Source organism: Anaerotruncus sp. 80, assembly GCF_009936115.1.
GTDB classification, from domain to species: Bacteria; Bacillota; Clostridia; order Peptostreptococcales; family Anaerovoracaceae; genus Senimuribacter; species Senimuribacter intestinalis.
Map to the genome: position 1 here is coordinate 14233 of NZ_QWES01000030.1, position 17411 is coordinate 31643.

Sequence of the window (17411 nt, forward strand, 5' to 3'; positions counted from 1 at the left end):
TTATAATGATTAAAAACAGGAAAGGATGAGGACATGAAAAATAGCTTTAAAAGCAATTTAGTACTGCTTATGACAGCAGTCATTTGGGGCGGCGGACTTGTAGCACAGAAAGCGGGAGCAGTATTACAACCGTTTACATATAATGGAATTCGCATGTTTATTGGAGGTCTGGCGCTAATACCGGTAATTTATTTACTTAAGGTAGCAGGAAAAGACAAGAGTGCAGGAAGCTCCAGGGAAGTGAAGCGAGATGAGAAAGAAGATAAGAAAAACCTGCTGATTGGAGGCATATGCTGCGGATGTTTTTTATGCTTGGCAACATCACTGCAGCAGTTTGGGTTCTATTTTGAAACAAGTGCTGGGAAGACTGGTTTTATCACTTCTCTGTACATAGTAATCGTTCCGCTGCTTGGGCTTTTTCTTGGCAAGCATGTAAGAACGCTGATATGGGTCAGTATATTGTTAGGGGCATTTGGCTTTTACCTGCTTACTATGGCAGGAAAGAGAGAGGGATTTCGACTCAGTACAGGAGAACTGTATATCCTGCTATGTGTAGTTGCGTTTTCTGTTCACATTTTGGCAGTAGATTGTTTTTCGCCGAAGTGCGATGGAATCAGACTTTCATGTGTGCAGTTTCTTACAAGCGGTGTCATAGGAATCGCCTGTATGCTGATTTTTGAAACGCCGGTGCTTTCAGACATTTTGGATTGCTGGCTTCCGATCCTGTACTGCGGTGTGATTTCTACTGGTGTCGGATATACCGGACAGGTTCTGGGTCAAAAAGATACGGAGCCAGCGGTTGCATCACTGATTTTGAGTTTGGAGGCAGTATTTTCTGTAATATTTGGAGTGCTGATACTGAAAGAGCACCTTACTATCATAGAGGGGATAGGATGTGCTGTTATCTTTGCGGCAGTGGTGATTGCGCAGATTCCGTCCCAAAATAAAAGTATATAGAAAAATGTGCATAGAAGCAGTCTGAAACACAAAATCATTTCATTGATTCGGTAGATAGGTCAAGATATAATTTTTATATCTACGGGTAGTGGGAATACTATAGGAGAAATGATATGCTGGGAGGTGAAAATATTGATGGATTATTATGAACCGCCGTTCACGATGACAGAAGAAATTACCAATTTAGTGATTCAGATTGGCGACTTAGCGGGACAAATTTCCACTGCGAATGGATTATCGAGAAATCCAAAGCTTCGCAGAGAAAACCGAATTCTTTCAATCTATTCATCGCTGGCAATAGAACAGAATACACTGACGATTGAGCAAGTAAGCGATATCATTGCAGGCAAACGAGTACTGGGACCTCCGAAGGACATTCGCGAAGTAAAGAATGCATATGAGGCATACGATTTGCTGACGGAATTGAATCCGTATTCCATAGAAGATTTGCTCAAAGCGCATAAAATTATGATGGCTGATTTAGTGGGGGAAGCGGGGCGCTTTCGAAGCAAAGGAGTTGGTGTGTACGCAGGCACTGCACTAATTCATGCAGGTACACCACCTCAATACGTGCCTGAATTAATTGACGAGCTATTCAGCTGGCTAAGAAATTCAGCGTTGCATCCTTTAATAAAATCGTGCATCTTCCATTATGAGTTTGAATTTATTCATCCCTTTGCTGATGGGAATGGGAGAACTGGACGCCTGTGGCATACTTTGATATTAGCAAAGTGGAAAGACTTCTTTTTATGGTTGCCCATCGAAATGATGATACATGAAAAGCAGGAAGCTTATTATAAAGCGTTAAATGATGCAAATGTCAGCGGAGAATCTACAATCTTTGTTTGCTATATCTTAGAAGTCATTCGTGATTTGTTACTGGATTTAGCAGAAGGGAAAAGATTGGTAGATGACAGAGCTACAATAGAAAGACAGATGCTTAAGCTTCTGCAACAGAGGGGAAAATATTCAGCAAAAGGATTGGCTGAGCAGCTTAACATTTCTGAACGGCAAGCGCAGCGCATTTTGAAGAAGCTAAAGGATGAAGGTAGTATTACACGTAGTGGTTCCAACAAAAATGGTAGCTGGATTGTGCGCTGATGTCGTAATAAATATGCGGATTTTCTGCAGAAAGCCTATAAGATAGGGCATGAAATATACTAAAAAAAGAGCGAGTCTTCCGATAGCCAGCGGGACTTGCTCTTCTTTTATGCAATTACACAATCATCTGCTGTTGAATCCTCGTAAGAAAAGTGGCATAGTAATCCTCCAATATTATTTTATTTTTTGATCAGGTATGGTAAAATAATAGCATAGAGTATCATCTTTGTTGTCGACCAAAGAAAAGGAAAGAAACCAACCAAATGATTACACTGGACTGGAAACCTGACAAACAGAATAAAACGCCGATTTACAGACAAATTGTGAAATATATCAGTGATAAAATAGCTGCGGGGGACTGGGTAATCGGCAGTCGTTTGCCCAGCCAAAGAGCTATGGCAAAGGCTTTTGAAGTTAACAGAAGCACTATTGTCAGTGCTATGGAAGAACTGATTTCTTATGGCATTTTAGAAAGTGATTTCGGAGGCGGCACGAGAGTTGCCAGCAACACTTGGTCTCTGCGTATGAGCCAGCCTCCGGACTGGAACAAATACATTGCAAGCGGACCTTTTGGCGCCAATCTATCTACCATTCAGACCATCAACAAGATGGAATTTGAACCAGGATATATTCGTATCGGCACAGGCGAATTATCGCCAGAGCTGTATCCGGGCAAGCTGATTAGCAAGATTTTTCGCAGAATGCCGGAGCGGATTCCTAATCTGGGCTATTTAGGTACTTTAGGTCTTCCAGAGCTGGGACAGGCGCTTTCTGCATGGCTAAAAGAAAGTCAGGGAATCGATGCTAAAGCATCTAATATTATGATTGCAAGCGGCTCCCTGCAGGCTCTGCAGCTGGTTTCTGTGTGTATGCTGAAGCGGGGAAGCGACGTTTATACAGAAGCGCCGTCTTATTTGAAGTCTCTGCAGATTTTTCAGTCGGCAGGGATGAACCTTCATGGTGTACCGCTGGATGAGGAAGGACTGCAGTACTGGAATATCAAGGATGCTTCTAATGAGTCGCTCCTTTATACGATTCCTACATTCCACAATCCGACAGGCACGGTCATGAGCGAAAAGCGTCGAAAAGAGGTTATGGCATTTTGCCAGAAACAGCCTATGCCGATTTTGGAGGATGACGCATACGGACAGCTGTGGCTGGACGAGAAGCCGCCGGTGTCTTTGAAATCCAGAGATAAGACCGGCTCGGTGATTTACATGGGAACCATTTCAAAGACTATGGCGCCGGGACTTAGAATCGGCTGGGTGGTCGGACCGGAGGCGGTGGTCTACAGGCTGGGGGATGTAAAGATGCAGACTGACTACGGCGCCAGCTCCGTTTCCCAGTGGATGATGACGGAACTGATTACAAGCGGCGACTACGACATCTATTTGGAAGAACTTCGAAAGGAGCTCAGAGCGCGCAGAGATAATGCGCTGGCGGCACTGGACAAACATTTCAAGGGTCTGGCAACATGGAAAAAGCCGAAAGGCGGTTTTTATATCTGGCTTCGTTTTGATAAGCGGCTGCCTATGGACAAGATTTTTAACAAGGCGCTGAAAGCCGGAATTCTGCTCAATCCGGGCAATGTATACGACTATGCGGAAAACCACGCAATCAGGCTTTCCTATGCCTATGCGGATCCGGAGGATTTGACCAAAGCGCTGGAAATACTGGCAGCGATTATTGAGAAACATCAGAAGAGGTAACACACATGGCATTTACACATTTACATGTTCATACAGAATACAGCCTGCTGGACGGTGCGGCACGCATTACCGATGTGGTGGCGCGGGCAAAGGAACTGGGCATGGATTCTCTTGCCATCACTGATCACGGCGTCATGTTCGGTGTCATAGATTTTTACAAAGAATGTAAGAAGCAGGGGATCAAACCGGTCGTCGGCTGCGAGGTTTATACGGCGGCAAGGACTATGCACGATAAAGATGCAGATAAGGATAAATATCAGGGTCATCTGGTGCTCCTTGCAAAGACCAACGATGGCTATAAGAACCTGATTAAAATTGTATCTAAAGGCTTCACAGAAGGCTATTACTATAAACCGAGAATCGATAAAGATGTGCTGCGCGCCCACAGCGGCGGCATCATCGCGCTGTCCGCCTGCCTGGCCGGTAAGGTGCAGAGCTGTCTTTTAAACCGGGACTACGAGGGCGCCAAGGCAGAGGCGCTGGCAATGGACGAGATTTTCGGCCACGGCAATTTTTATCTGGAACTGCAGGATCAGGGCCTGGATGAAGAAGCCATGATTAATCCGCAGCTTGTGAAACTATCCAGGGAACTGGATATTCCGCTGGTTGCCACCAACGACGTTCACTACGTGAAGCAGGAGGATGCCGAGGCCCACGATGTGCTCCTTGCCATTCAGACGGCCACTACCATCGACGACGAAAAGCGCATGCGCTTCCCCAATGACCAGTTTTACTTAAAGAGCGAGGATGAGATGCGGAAAATCTTCGCTTACGCCCCGGAAGCCATTGAAAATACCCATAAAATCGCCATGGAATGCGATGTGGAATTCGTCTTTGGCGACTATCATCTGCCGGAGTTTATTCCGCCTGCGGGCAAGACCAACCAGCAGTATCTGCGGGAGCTTTGTCAGAAAGGACTTGCGGAGCGTTACGATGACGTGACACCGGAGATTGCAAGCCGCCTTGATTATGAGCTTTCCGTCATTGAAAATATGGGCTATGTAGAGTACTTCCTTATCGTCTGGGATTTTATCAATTTTGCTAAGACAAACGGCATTATGGTAGGACCGGGAAGAGGTTCCGCCGCCGGAAGCCTGGTGGCATACACCCTTAGAATTACCGACCTCGACCCGATTCGTTACAGCTTGATTTTCGAGCGTTTTCTGAACCCAGAGCGTGTCAGCATGCCCGATATCGATATCGACTTCTGCATCGAACGCCGCGGAGAAGTTATTGATTATGTAATCAAAAAATATGGAAAAGAAAACGTTTCGCAGATCATCACTTTTGGAACCATGAAAGCAAAAGCTGCGGTCAGAGATGTGGGCAGGGCGCTGAATCTCAGCTATGCCGAGGCAGACAGAATCGCGAAAGCCATTCCTTTTGACCTGAAAATGACCATCGATAAAGCCCTTGACATGAATCCGGAGCTGAAAAACATGTATGAAAGCGACGCAAGAGTTGCCAAGGTTATCGACATGTCCCGTGCCATTGAGGGCATGCCGCGCCATGCTTCAACCCATGCGGCGGGAGTGGTAATTTCAAAACTGCCTCTGGACGAATACGTGCCGCTTTACATGTCAGATAAAGGGATCGCTACCCAGTTCAATATGACGACCATTGAGGAACTGGGACTTCTCAAGATGGACTTTCTGGGACTTCGGAACCTGACGGTCATTCGCGACGCCTTAGAACTCATTGAGAAAAACTACGGCGTAACTATCGACTTTGCCAGGATGGGCTACGATGATAAAGCCGTTTACGATATGATTGCCGGCGGCAATACGCTGGGTGTTTTTCAGCTGGAAAGCGGCGGCATGACTCAGTTTATGAAAAACCTGAAACCTTCCTGCTTTGAAGATGTCGTAGCGGGAATTGCCTTGTACAGACCGGGTCCTATGGATTCCATTCCGAAATACATTGAGTATAAGAAGAATCCGGAAAAAATTAAATATGTGACGCCGGAACTGGCACCGATTCTGGACGTATCCTACGGATGTCTTGTTTATCAGGAGCAGGTTATGCAGATCGTGCGGGACCTTGCCGGTTACAGTTTTGGACGTTCTGACATCGTGCGCCGCGCTATGAGTAAAAAGAAAAAAGACGTCATGCTGCAGGAGAAGGAATATTTCATCCATGGAAAGCTGGACGAAGCAGGCAATGTGGAAATTCCGGGCTGCATCCGAAACGGAATCAGCGAAGCGGCGGCGGAGTCCATCTTTGCCGATATGGAATCCTTTGCTCAGTATGCTTTTAACAAATCTCACGCCGCTGTATATGCGGTAGTCGCCTATGAGACAGGCTATTTGAAGAAATACTATCCGGTGGAATTTATGGCGGCGCTGATGACCAGCGTCATGGGAGACGCCAAATCCATCGCAAAGTATATTCGAAACTGCAAGGAGATGGGCATCGAAGTGCTGCCGCCGTCCATTCATGACAGTCAAAAGAAGTTTTCTGTAGTGGACGGAAAAATCCGCTTCGGACTTTTGGGCGTGAAGAATGTGGGCGAAGGCGCCATTGACGCTATTATCAAAGCGAGAGAAGAAAAGGGAAAGCCGAAGGATATTTTTCAGTTTATCAATAACGTGGAAATCAGTGAAGTCAACAAGAAGGCTGTAGAAAGTCTGATTAAGGCAGGCGCTCTTGACTGTCTGGACGTAAACCGCGCGGCTCATCTTGCTGTCTATGAAGGTCTGGTGGAATCTGCCCAGAACAGTGCAAAGAAAAACATTGCCGGACAGATGTCACTGTTTCAGATCAGCAGTGAGGAGATGAACAGCGGTGATACATCGGGGACACTGCCCGATGTGAACAATTTCAGCAAAGACATTTTACTAGCTATGGAAAAGGAAATGCTGGGCGTATATATTACCGACCATCCGCTGAGCGAATATGCGGAAAAAATCGAGAAATACGCCGATGTCACCAGTGAAGATTTGGCAGCAGTTTCCGAAGAGGAACACCATGACAGCAGGATACAGGACGGCATGACTGTAACCCTTGCAGGCATGATTGCGGGAAAGAAGAATCAGATTACAAAGAACAACAAGATGATGGCTTTTGTCAATCTGGAAGACCTTTACGGGGAAGTGGAGATTGTAGTATTTCCAAACGTCTATGAACGCTGCAGTAGTGCAATTTTAGAGGACAATGTAGTTGTTGTAAAGGGAAAACTGAATTTTAAAGAAGATGAGATGCCAAAGGTACTGGCGGACTCTGTAGTAGGCATTCATGAGGTAGAACAGCATCTGCAGAATGAACAGGCGGCGCCGGAAGGAGGCAGAAACGCGCAAGGTGGCAGAACCCAGGGTGCCGGGACAGGCGCGGAAACTGTCAAGGTACGGATTCCGCAGGAGGCAGATGAGCAGGAAATCCTTGGGAGACTGCAGGAGATTTTTAAGGAATATCCTGGAAACACGCCGGTGCTGATTTATCTGCAAAATGGAAAAATCGTGAGAACCGGCGCTGGCGGCGGTGTTTATCCGTCTATTGCGCTGTTTGATACGGTGGCAGAAATGGTCGGAAGACCGAACATAAAAGGGAGAGTGAGAGCATGAAGCGAATCGGTGTTTTAACCAGCGGCGGAGATTCTCCGGGTATGAACGCTGCTATCCGCGCAGTGGTGCGCTGTGGTATAGAGGCGGGGATGGAAGTATATGGAATAAAGCGTGGTTATGAAGGACTTTTAGATGGAGAAATATGTCAACTTGATAGAAATTCTGTAGGTGACATTCTCCACCGCGGAGGCACGATTTTAAAGACTGCCAGAAGTGAGCGATTCCGCACAGAGGAAGGACAGACCCATGGAGTAAGCGTACTGGAAACTTTTGGAATAGAAGGCCTGGTCGTCATCGGCGGCGACGGTTCGCTGCGGGGCGGCTGTGACCTCGACAGGCGTGGAATTAAGGTCATGGGACTGCCGGGCACCATCGATAACGATTTAGGCTATACAGATTTTACTATTGGTTTTGATACGGCGGTAAGCACCGTGCTGGATGCGATTTCTAAAGTGCGAGATACTTCATCGTCCCATGAGCGGACCACGGTCATCGAAGTGATGGGAAGACACTGCGGAGATATCGCCCTTTATGCAGGACTTGCCGGCGGCGCGGAGGCGGTTTTAATTCCTGAGATTGAAACCGATGTAAACGAGCTGTGCCGGAAAATTCTCATCGGGGCAAACCGCGGAAAGCAGCACAGCATCATTATTAAGGCCGAGGGCGTAGAAATTTCTACTGCGGCGCTGACAAAGACCATCGAGGAGAGAACCGGCAGAGAGACAAGGCCTGTAGTCCTTTCTTACCTGCAGCGGGGCGGCACGCCTACTTTGCGCGACCGGATGCTGGCGACTCTGACCGGCGCGAAGGCGGTGGAACTTCTGCAGGAGGATTCTGACAGCAAGGCAATCGGTACGGTAAACGGCGAAATCGTTGCTTACGATTTGCAGCAGGCTCTGGCACAGAAGCGGGAAATCGACAGAGAAATGTACGACCTGATCGGGATATTGAGCAAATAAGAGTGAAGCTAAGAACGCAAACAGAAACGCAAACAGAAACGGAGTTTTAACATGGGAAAAGTCGCAGTCGTTTATGCAGGAAAATACGGAACAACGAAGCAGTACGGGCAGTGGATCTGCGAGGAGACCGGCGGCGCGTTATTTGCCGCGGATCAATGCAGTGAGAAGCTGCTTGAAGATTATGATGTGATTGTCTTCGGCGGAGCGGTACACGCAGGACGGATTCTGGGAATGGACCGTCTGCGGAAATGGTATCCGAAACTCTGCCAAAAGAAGATTGCCGTATATGCTGTCGGGCTCAATGTAGAGGACGAAAATGCCAGAGCGGAACTGCGGGAACTGAATTTCTTCAAGCAGGAATCCTCTTTTAAAATGATTTTGCGGCAGGCAGGCGCAAAGCGAAAACTATCCGATGAAGAGGAGAGCTTCAGCCAGCTGCCGTGCTTTTTCCTTAGCGGCGCTTACGACCCTGCGAAAGTCAGCGGCGGCGATAAGATGATGATGGGCATGGTGAAGAAGATGATTGGAGGAAAACCGGCTTCTCAGATTACAGAATCCGAAAGGAATCTTCTGACCGCCATGGAAGAAGGAGCGGACTATACCGACCGGGCGGCTGCAGCGCCTCTGATTCAGTGGGTGCTGGAGGCCGGAAAGTAAAACAGCGCAGTATATAACGCACTATATAACATACGATACAGAAGATTGTAAAACGAGCTGTCTCAGCCATGAGGGGCTCGTTTTACTATGTAGGAAATATCGATTTTTGATATTTCCGGAATATCAGGAAAGTCTGCATCTGAATAGAATTGGCGCAGCCGACTTTTTCCTTTGCATTTTTTACGTAGTTTCCACGTTATGATATCTCCAGATGGCCAGTGCGGTATAGAAGTCATAGGCTGCAGGCATCAGGTTAAAACTGGTGTTGGTAAGCTGCCGTGCTTTATTCAGACGGTAGGTTACAGTGTTTCTGTGAAGGTACAGCATCTGCGCAGCGGCATTCAGTTTTGAATCGCAGTCGATCATATAGATGGCCAGAGTTTTCAGAAGGTCGTCGCGATCATGACTCAGGGAATCTATGATACTGAAAAGATATTCTGTCCGTTTGTTGCTGGTTTTAGAGAGGGACATAACCTCCTGAGAAAGCATGATGTCGTGATTATCCCAGTTTCTCCGGTTCAGGAAGATTTTCTGCAGAGCCGGCTCGGTTTTCAGATAATCCCGGTAGGTTTGCTTCAGTGAAGCCATATCCTTGTTTCCCCTGTCCATAAAAAAGGTGGCTTTCTCATCATATTTTTCTACAAAACAGTGAAGGTCGTCGTATAGAGCGTAGTCCAGGCTATCGGAGAGAATGAAAGAGGACAGAATCACCAGATGATTGTCAATCTGATCTGCAAGATAGAATTTGTGATATTCTTTAAAAAGACGACAGATCTCGCCCTGCAGCGGTTCCATGGATCCATTTCCCGAGGAAATGATAATCAGATTGGAAATGCGCTCGAAGCTGATATTGGAATTCCGAAGGTATTTTTTTGCCGCAGCTTCCTCGGTTTTAAAGATTAAAGACAGCAGAGCGTGCGGCGACTGAAGGTCTATAGAATATCCCCAGACAGAGGAGAAAAAACCGGTGCAGGCGCACATATCGCTGATGATTTTTTCGTTCAGTACGGTGTTGTGGCAGGAGGCATACAGAGTCATTCTGGTATCTTTGCCATTTGAAAAGTCCATTTTGTAAATATGAAATTCTGCGCCATCCTGTTCCACATCTTTTGAAGCATATCCTGAGGATGAGTCGCGAAAGAGATTACAGAAATAATCGGGGTCGTTCAGGAGATAGGATGGACGGTAGGATGCCTGGAAGTAGACCTGAGAGCTGCTGCTGAGAAGCAGATTGCATTTATAGTGATTGGACATGATACGCAGCAGGTTTTCCATGGTTCTCAGTTCTGTAGGCATCTGGGCAAGTCTTTTTTCCGTTGAACTGATAAAATCTTTTGAGAGGACCTGATCGCGAACGATTACTCCCATAACATCGGTTATAATATCGCTGTATTTAATCCGGTAACTGTCGTTTTTCAGTACGATCAGGGGAAAGCCCTGCTCATCCGCTGTCTGGATCAGCTTTTTGTCTACATAGGGTAAGATTTTTCCGACATAGAACAGGACCAGAGCAATTGAACCGGTATTGGACAGATCCTTGATAGCTTCACACTGCATTTTGACGTCGTTTTTGAAATCATAAAATGCTGACAGGACCAGTTCATTGGGAGTGAACACATCCAGATCATAACTTTCGTGTTCAAAAAATTCCAGTACAGAAACAGATGATACGATCCTGTCTAAGCCGGATGCACCGGCAATCACGGTGCCGAAACTCATGGACGGCAGAGCCAGACAGTCCTTCAGGGTAATGCTCATAACGATTCCTCCTCAATTGGCTAACATGATGATTTTTATTATAACAGAATTTTCATGGCATCACAATAAAAATGTGCAGATGCACAAATGAAATGAGAGGTGTCTCATCAACTGCCTAAAGAAAAGGGCAGAATTTTGTGATATGATGTTTAAAAATTCAGAAAGGAAGTGTAAAAGCACGAAGAATGATGAAAAAAGAACAGAAACAAGTAGAAGCCATGGCATTAAAGCCTATTGGCGAAGATGAACGAAAGGACTGGGTTTCCCTGGCGTTCGTACAGGCAGGTATCTGTGTCTGCGTACCGGCTTTCCTGCTTGGCGCTTTGCTTGCGGAAGCAATGCCTATATGGCCTGCGATTATTTCAGGATCTCTCGGGTATCTGGTCGTTGTTATCGGAATGGTAATCACCGGTATGATGGGCTGCGATTTGGGCGCGGCATCCTGCACGGCCTGCGAAGCCGGCTTCGGAAGATCCGGAGCCAGATTTATCGTCAGCACTATTTTCGCGGTGAACATGATAGGATGGTTCGGCATACAGAACGGTGTCTGCGGAGAGGCGTTCAGCAATGCCATGTATGCCATGACGGGAATCGAAATTCCTGTGATCGTATCTAATACGGTCTGGGGCATCATCATGCTGCTGACCGCTGTATTCGGTGTCAGCGCTTTGGAAAAGCTGGACAAGATATCCATTCCTCTCCTGATGATCATTATGCTCTACGGAACTTTCCTGGCTTTCAGGACCTACGGCACCGGCGGACTGCATACAGCGACTGCCCAGACCATGAGCTTCATGGGAGGCGTGGCACTGTCCTTCAACTTTACAGCAGTAGGCACAATCACTGCTGCTGATTACACCAGATTTCAGAAGAGCAGGAAGGATACTGTAAAATCTGTATTCTACGGCGTATTTCCAATGGGTGTTGTAACGCTGGTCATGGGGATTCTGCTGACCAAAATGTCCGGGGAATACGATGTCAGCATGGTGCTGATCGATGTAGGGCTTCCTCTTCTCGGCATTACGGCGCTGGTTATCTCGACGTGGACCACTAATTCCACCAATGCCTACAGCGCAGGGCTCAATATCGTTATGGCTCTGAAGCTCAATGACAACAGGAGAAGAGAGGCAACGCTGATTTCCGGTATTATCGGCATTATTCTGTGCGATCTTGGCATTCTGGGACATATCGAGGGCGTACTGAGTCTGCTGTCTTATGTAGTGTGTCCGGTCGGCGGCGTCATTATTGCCGACTACTGGATTGTAGGAAGAGGAAAGAAGGAAAACTTCCGGCCGAAAGACGGCGTTAATCTGGCAGGTGTCATCGCATGGGCGCTCAGCGCAGTTATCGCATACTTTATCGGTATTGAGTTTACCGGCATTCTGGTTGGCGCGGCTGCCTATCTGGTCTTAGAAAGACTGATCCCGTCTACTTCAAGAGATGGATCTGATCATACAGCAGTATAAAATTATAACGGAGGAAAATAAAATGAGAGAGTTAAACAAACAGGACATGATCGATGTACTATACGGGTGTGCGGTACTGGGTACCGGCGGCGGAGGACCGCTGGAAGAGGGGCTGTCCCTGATGAAAAAACACTTTGATAAAGGCGAAACTTTGAAACTGATCAAACTGGACGAACTGCCTGACGATGAATATGTTGTTACGCCGTATGGCTGCGGCGCGCCGTCTGCCGGCGGAAAAAATCCGAAATTTGCAGATCTGAGTCTTGCGGAGGAAGCGTCTTCTGTGCTGGCAGTGCAGGCTCTGGAAGGTTTTCTGGGCAAGAAAATTTATGCAGTAGGATCAACAGAATTAGGAGGCAGCAATACAGCGGAAGCTCTTCATGCAGCTCTGGAAATGGGCGTACCTCTTCTGGATGCGGACCCGGCAGGAAGATCCGTACCTGAATTGCAGCATTCTACCTATTACGTAAAAGATGTGCCAATTTATCCTATGGGTGTTGCCACCAAGTTCGGCGAGAAAATCGTGCTTCAGAATGTACAGGGTGACCTGAGAGCAGAGGATATCGTAAGAGCCATTGCTGTAGCCAGCGACAATATGGTCGGCGTTGCAGACCATGCCAATGTAGGCAGAGTCATCAAAGAAGCACTGATTCCGGATATGATTACATACGCTCAGGAAATAGGCGTTACTTTGCGGGAAGCAAAAGAAAAGGGTCTGGATGTGGCAAAAGCTATTGCCGACGCAAAAGACGGAAAACTGCTCTTCAAAGGCGTTGTAACGGAATTCCCTTGGGAGACCAGAGATGGTTTCAACTTTGGAGAAATTCATCTGAAGGGCGAAGCGGAATTTACTGGTGAGACCTATAAGATCTGGCTGAAAAACGAGAATATTATGGCATACAGAAACGGAGAAATCGATGTAATGGCTCCGGATCTGATCTGCATGATTGGAGAAAATGGCGATCCGCTGACTACGCCGAACTTTGATCTGGGTCAGAGAATGACTGTCATTGCGCTGCCGTCACCGGAAATCTGGACGACACCGGAAGGACTTGCCTGCTTTGGACCTAAGCACTTTGGCTTTGATGTAGAGTATAAGCCGTTTGAAAGATAAAGGAACATGGAATGGACAGAATAATAGCTGATTTGCGAAAACTGGTAGAGATAAACAGTGTTTCAGCAAGGACAGAGCAAAAAGAGTGCCCTTTCGGCGTAGGGGTACGGAAAGTTCTGGATACCGCTCTGGACATCTGCGGTTCTTATGGATTCAGGACAAAAAACTGTGACAATATGATAGGATATGCTGAGACCGGTCAGGGCGAGGAACTGATGGGAATCCTGGTTCATCTGGACGTGGTTCCCGCAGGCGACGGCTGGAACTATGAACCCTTTGCGCTGACTGTTGAAGACGGAAAACTCATAGGCCGCGGCGTTACGGATGACAAAGGACCGGCTGCAGCGGTGATTCATGCGATCAGGGAACTGCTTGAAGAAGGATGCGTGTTTAATAAGCGGATTCGTATTATATTCGGTATGACTGAGGAAGCAGGCGACTGGATCGATATGGAATACTATAAACAGACAGAGGAAAAGATTGATTTCGGCTTTACGCCTGATGCGGATTTTCCGGCGATTTATGCTGAGATGGGTATTGCGAATGTTCGATTCACCTTTGATCGTACACGAACCTGCTTTGAGGATATCGAAGGAGGTAACGCGGTAAACATGGTCCCGGATATCTGCAGAGCCAGATTCCGCAGCGAGAGCGGGGAAATTCTTTCCATGACGGAGACAGGAAAGTCAGCTCACGGCAGTACGCCGCAGGACGGGGAAAATGCTATTTCCAAGCTGATGACCTGTTTTCAGACACGGGAGGACTGTCAGCTGAGCAGCTTTTTCCGGGACTGCATCAAAATGGAATACCATGGAGAAAGCTTGAACGGTTATGCCGCAGACAAAGAAAGCGGCGAGATTACATATAACTTCGGCATGATCCGTACAGACGGAGACACTATCAGCCTTACGGCGGATATCAGGTATCCGGTGACCTTCCGCATCGAGGATATTCTGGAACAGATCAGGAAGCATATGACAAGCAGCGGCTATGGGGACGTAAAGATGGAACTCCTCTATAATGAGCCATATGTTTTTCTCGAAGAAGACGGACCGGTGATAACCAAACTGCTGGAAGCCTATCGAGAGCATACCGGAGATATGGGACGCGCCACAGTAATCGGCGGCGGCACTTATGCCCGTGCTATGGAAAATATCGTTGCCTTTGGACCTATGCTTCCCGGCAGGGAGCTGACGGAACATCAGGCCAACGAGTATATGTTCATCGAGGATCTGAGACTGGCCAAAGACATCTACAAAAGCGCCATCAGAAAACTGGCAGCAGAATAAATAACAGTAATAAAAAGAGGCCCAATATAAAATGTTGGGTTGAAGTAAATAACTGGGTAAAAACATTGAGCTTCGGCTCAATGTTTTACTTTGCACGGATTTTGCGATAGGCGTGGCGCAGTGCGTGTGTGTGATTGCACGCTGGCAGCAGGAAATGTTTTCAGAAATTTGTAAATAGGGTGATTTTCTTGTTGCATTTTTTGTCGACCTGTGCTTTAATATATGCAAGAGGTCTTACCACATAAACTGAAGTATCAGGAGGTAGCATAGCAATATGAAGCACAGATTTGTTGCAAAAAGATACTGGAAGGATCAGAGCACGGCCATGGGAAAATCCGATGAAATGGCTAAATCTTTCGATGACTGTATTAACCTCAGTCTGGGAGATCCGGATCTGATTACGGACAGATTGATTATTGACAAATCCTATGAAGATGCCAGGATTGGTCATACCAAATATACGGATTTCAGAGGTGACCCGGAGCTTCGGGAGGAAATCTGCAAATACTATAAAGAAGAGTACGATATGAATGTTGCAGATGAAGAAGTCTTTGTAACAGCCTCCGCATGCCTGGGCATGTATCTGGCACTGGAAGCTATCGTAGACGATGGCGATGAAGTAATCCTGCAGGCCCCATTCTTTACGCCGTATCCGCAGCAGGTGGAACTGGCAAGAGGCATTCCTGTGGAACTTCCCACCTACGAAGAAGAGGATTTTCAGATTAACATAGAGCGTCTGGAATCCCTGATTACAGAGCGGACGAAAGCGCTGGTCATCAACTCGCCGAGCAACCCGACGGGAAACTGCCTGACTGTGGAAACCATGGAGAAGATCGCTGAAATTGCCGTAAAATACGATTTAGTCGTTATCTCAGACGACATCTATACCGCCTTCAGCTATCAGAATCCGTTTGTGCCATTTGCGACAATGCCGGGCATGAGAGAAAGAACCATCATTCTCAATTCTTTCTCCAAGAATTTCACCATGACCGGCTGGAGAGTGGGCAACATCATCGCGCCGGATTACATCATCAAAGTGATTCAGCAGATTAACGAAAACGTGGTATTTACAGCGCCGTCAGTATCACAGAGGGCTGCGCTCCACGCCCTGCGTCACGGAGCAGAAATCCAGCCGCCGATGATAGAGGAATACAGAAAGAGAATGTTTTATGCGGCGGAGAGAATCAACCAGATTCCAAAGCTTTCTGTGATTTACCCACCAAAGGGCAGCTTCTACTTGTTTATGAATATCAAGGAAACAGGATTAAACAGCGATCAGGCGGCGGAACTGATTTTGAGGGAGGCCCACGTGCTGATGCTGCCGGGAAACGCCTTTGGAGCCTGCGGAGAAGGCTACGTGCGTATCGCCTGCACCGTAAACGTGGATACCCTGAAAGAAGCCTTTGACCGTATTGAAAAGATTGCGTTGTTCCAGTAGGCGGGAAAAGCACCGTGAACACATGGATGGAACAACAGGGAGGAAAGAAACATGAATAATATGGATTTAACCGTTGATAAAAAAGCTATCAAAAATTTGTTATATTTTCATTATTGGGCGTTTTACTATTTTTAACGCCAATTCCAAACAATGGATCCTTTACCGTATTGACAGCGATGCTTTCTGATTTTATCATAGCATCAACGGGAAATTTAATTGTATGGTTTACCATGGCGTTACTGGTCGTATGTGCGATTTTACAGCCTGTTGCAAGTATCGCAAAACCTAAATGTATCGTAGAAAACAGGGTACTGAGCAGTCTGTTTGTGACTACGCCGCTGTACTATATCAGCAGCATTGTGGCTGCAGTGTTTATCGTGATGTGCTATTTTCATGTAGGACCGGAAGCCGTTATTTCCGATGCCACCGGTCAGACGATTCTGGGAATCGCAAATCCACTGGTAGGCATTATTCTCGCCATCACGTATTTTATGCCGTTTCTGACGGAGTTCGGACTCATGGAATATGTAGGCGTATTTCTGCGGAAAGTAACGAGGCCGCTGTTTAAACTGCCGGGAAAATCTGCCATCAATATCGTGACTTCCTGGCTTGGCGCGGCTAACATGGCAGTGGTTCTGACCAGAAGCCTTTACAATAAGGGACAGTACACGAAGAGAGAATCGGCAGTCATCATTACGGCTTTTTCCGCAGTAAATGTGCCGTTTTGTCTGGTTGTCGCGGAAACCTTAGATATTACACAGTACTTCCTGCAGTGCTATTTAGTGGTTTGCTTAGTAGGTGTTGTGCTGGCGATTATTACGCCGAGAATTCCGCCCCTTACCAGAATTCCTAATGAATACGCGTCGGGCGTCACGCCGCAGTCCATGGAACTGGTACCGGAGGGTGTAAAGTCCCGCCTTTGGGCAAGAAAGATTGCTTCACAGCAAGCGGAGCGTTTTGAAATTCGCACGATTTTTAAATCCGGCACGGAAATGCTCTTTGGTGTTCTGATTGGTACTTTGCCTGTTATCTTTGCATGGGGTACGCTTACCTTGATTTTGGTAGAGTACACGCCGATTTTAGGCTGGATTTCTTATCCGTTTGGACTGTTATTTGACGTACTGGGTGTAGAAGAAGCCTTTGCGGCAGCGCCGGCAGCGCTGGCCGGTTTTGCGGATATGTTTATTCCGGCAGTTTTAGGCATCAACATTCAGTCGATTGCAACCAGATGGATTATCGGAACCCTTTCTCTGGTACAGATTATATTTATGACTGAAGTTGGAATTCTGGCAATTCAGTCCAAGGTTGGACTCAATGTCGGTAATCTGTTCATTATTTTCCTGGAGAGAACCGTTATCGCAATTCCGCTGATTGTACTGGCGGCAAATATTGTATTTTAGCAG

At 46.9% G+C, this 17411-nt stretch carries 12 protein-coding genes; 11 read left to right on the top strand and 1 reads right to left on the bottom strand.

The genetic code is table 11. The features are described from left to right. Positions 1–33: 33 nt before the first annotated feature. The 6 genes from D1155_RS13400 (at position 34) to D1155_RS13425 (ending at position 8943) form a co-directional block, all read left to right on the top strand. A complete protein-coding gene (locus tag D1155_RS13400; RefSeq protein WP_160202925.1) occupies positions 34–957 on the top strand; it encodes a DMT family transporter in 924 nt (307 codons plus the stop codon). Between the two features lie 135 nt (positions 958–1092). Then, positions 1093–2058: a Fic family protein gene (locus D1155_RS13405; protein ID WP_160202926.1), complete on the top strand. Its 966-nt coding sequence runs from the start codon at positions 1093–1095 to the stop codon at positions 2056–2058. 263 nt (positions 2059–2321) lie between these two features. Next, on the top strand, positions 2322–3767 hold the full coding sequence (locus D1155_RS13410; RefSeq protein WP_160202927.1) for a PLP-dependent aminotransferase family protein: 1446 nt from the start codon (positions 2322–2324) through the stop codon (positions 3765–3767). A 5-nt stretch (positions 3768–3772) separates the two neighbouring features. Beyond that, positions 3773–7327, top strand: a complete 3555-nt coding sequence (locus D1155_RS13415) for a DNA polymerase III subunit alpha (protein WP_160202928.1) — start codon at positions 3773–3775, stop codon at positions 7325–7327. Beyond that, on the top strand, positions 7324–8286 hold the full coding sequence (pfkA, locus tag D1155_RS13420; protein WP_160202929.1) for a 6-phosphofructokinase: 963 nt from the start codon (positions 7324–7326) through the stop codon (positions 8284–8286). The genes D1155_RS13415 and pfkA overlap by 4 nt, the downstream gene beginning before the upstream one ends. 51 nt (positions 8287–8337) lie before the next feature. Beyond that, positions 8338–8943 (top strand): flavodoxin domain-containing protein, encoded by a 606-nt coding sequence (locus D1155_RS13425; RefSeq protein WP_160202930.1) that lies wholly within the window; start codon positions 8338–8340, stop codon positions 8941–8943. A gap of 180 nt (positions 8944–9123) precedes the next feature. On the opposite strand, the gene D1155_RS13430 is transcribed toward D1155_RS13425, so the two are convergent. Then, the gene (locus D1155_RS13430; protein WP_160202931.1) at positions 9124–10701 is read right to left on the bottom strand and encodes a PucR family transcriptional regulator; all 1578 of its coding nucleotides are present in this window, start codon (positions 10699–10701) and stop codon (positions 9124–9126) included. Between the two features lie 185 nt (positions 10702–10886). Between D1155_RS13430 and D1155_RS13435 the strand changes: the two genes are divergently transcribed. The 5 genes from D1155_RS13435 (at position 10887) to D1155_RS13455 (ending at position 17408) form a co-directional block, all read left to right on the top strand. Beyond that, positions 10887–12167 (top strand): cytosine permease, encoded by a 1281-nt coding sequence (locus D1155_RS13435; protein WP_160202932.1) that lies wholly within the window; start codon positions 10887–10889, stop codon positions 12165–12167. 22 nt (positions 12168–12189) lie between these two features. Beyond that, entirely contained in the window at positions 12190–13281 is a 1092-nt protein-coding gene (locus D1155_RS13440; protein ID WP_160202933.1) for a DUF917 domain-containing protein, read from the top strand. An 11-nt stretch (positions 13282–13292) separates the two neighbouring features. After that, entirely contained in the window at positions 13293–14570 is a 1278-nt protein-coding gene (locus D1155_RS13445) for a Sapep family Mn(2+)-dependent dipeptidase (RefSeq protein WP_160202934.1), read from the top strand. Between the two features lie 274 nt (positions 14571–14844). After that, positions 14845–16008, top strand: coding sequence for a pyridoxal phosphate-dependent aminotransferase (locus tag D1155_RS13450; protein ID WP_160202935.1), 1164 nt, complete (start codon positions 14845–14847; stop codon positions 16006–16008). 113 nt (positions 16009–16121) lie between these two features. Further along, positions 16122–17408 carry a nucleoside recognition domain-containing protein gene (locus D1155_RS13455; protein WP_160202936.1) on the top strand — a complete coding sequence of 429 codons (1287 nt, stop codon included), beginning with the start codon at positions 16122–16124 and terminating at the stop codon, positions 17406–17408. Positions 17409–17411 lie beyond the last annotated feature (3 nt).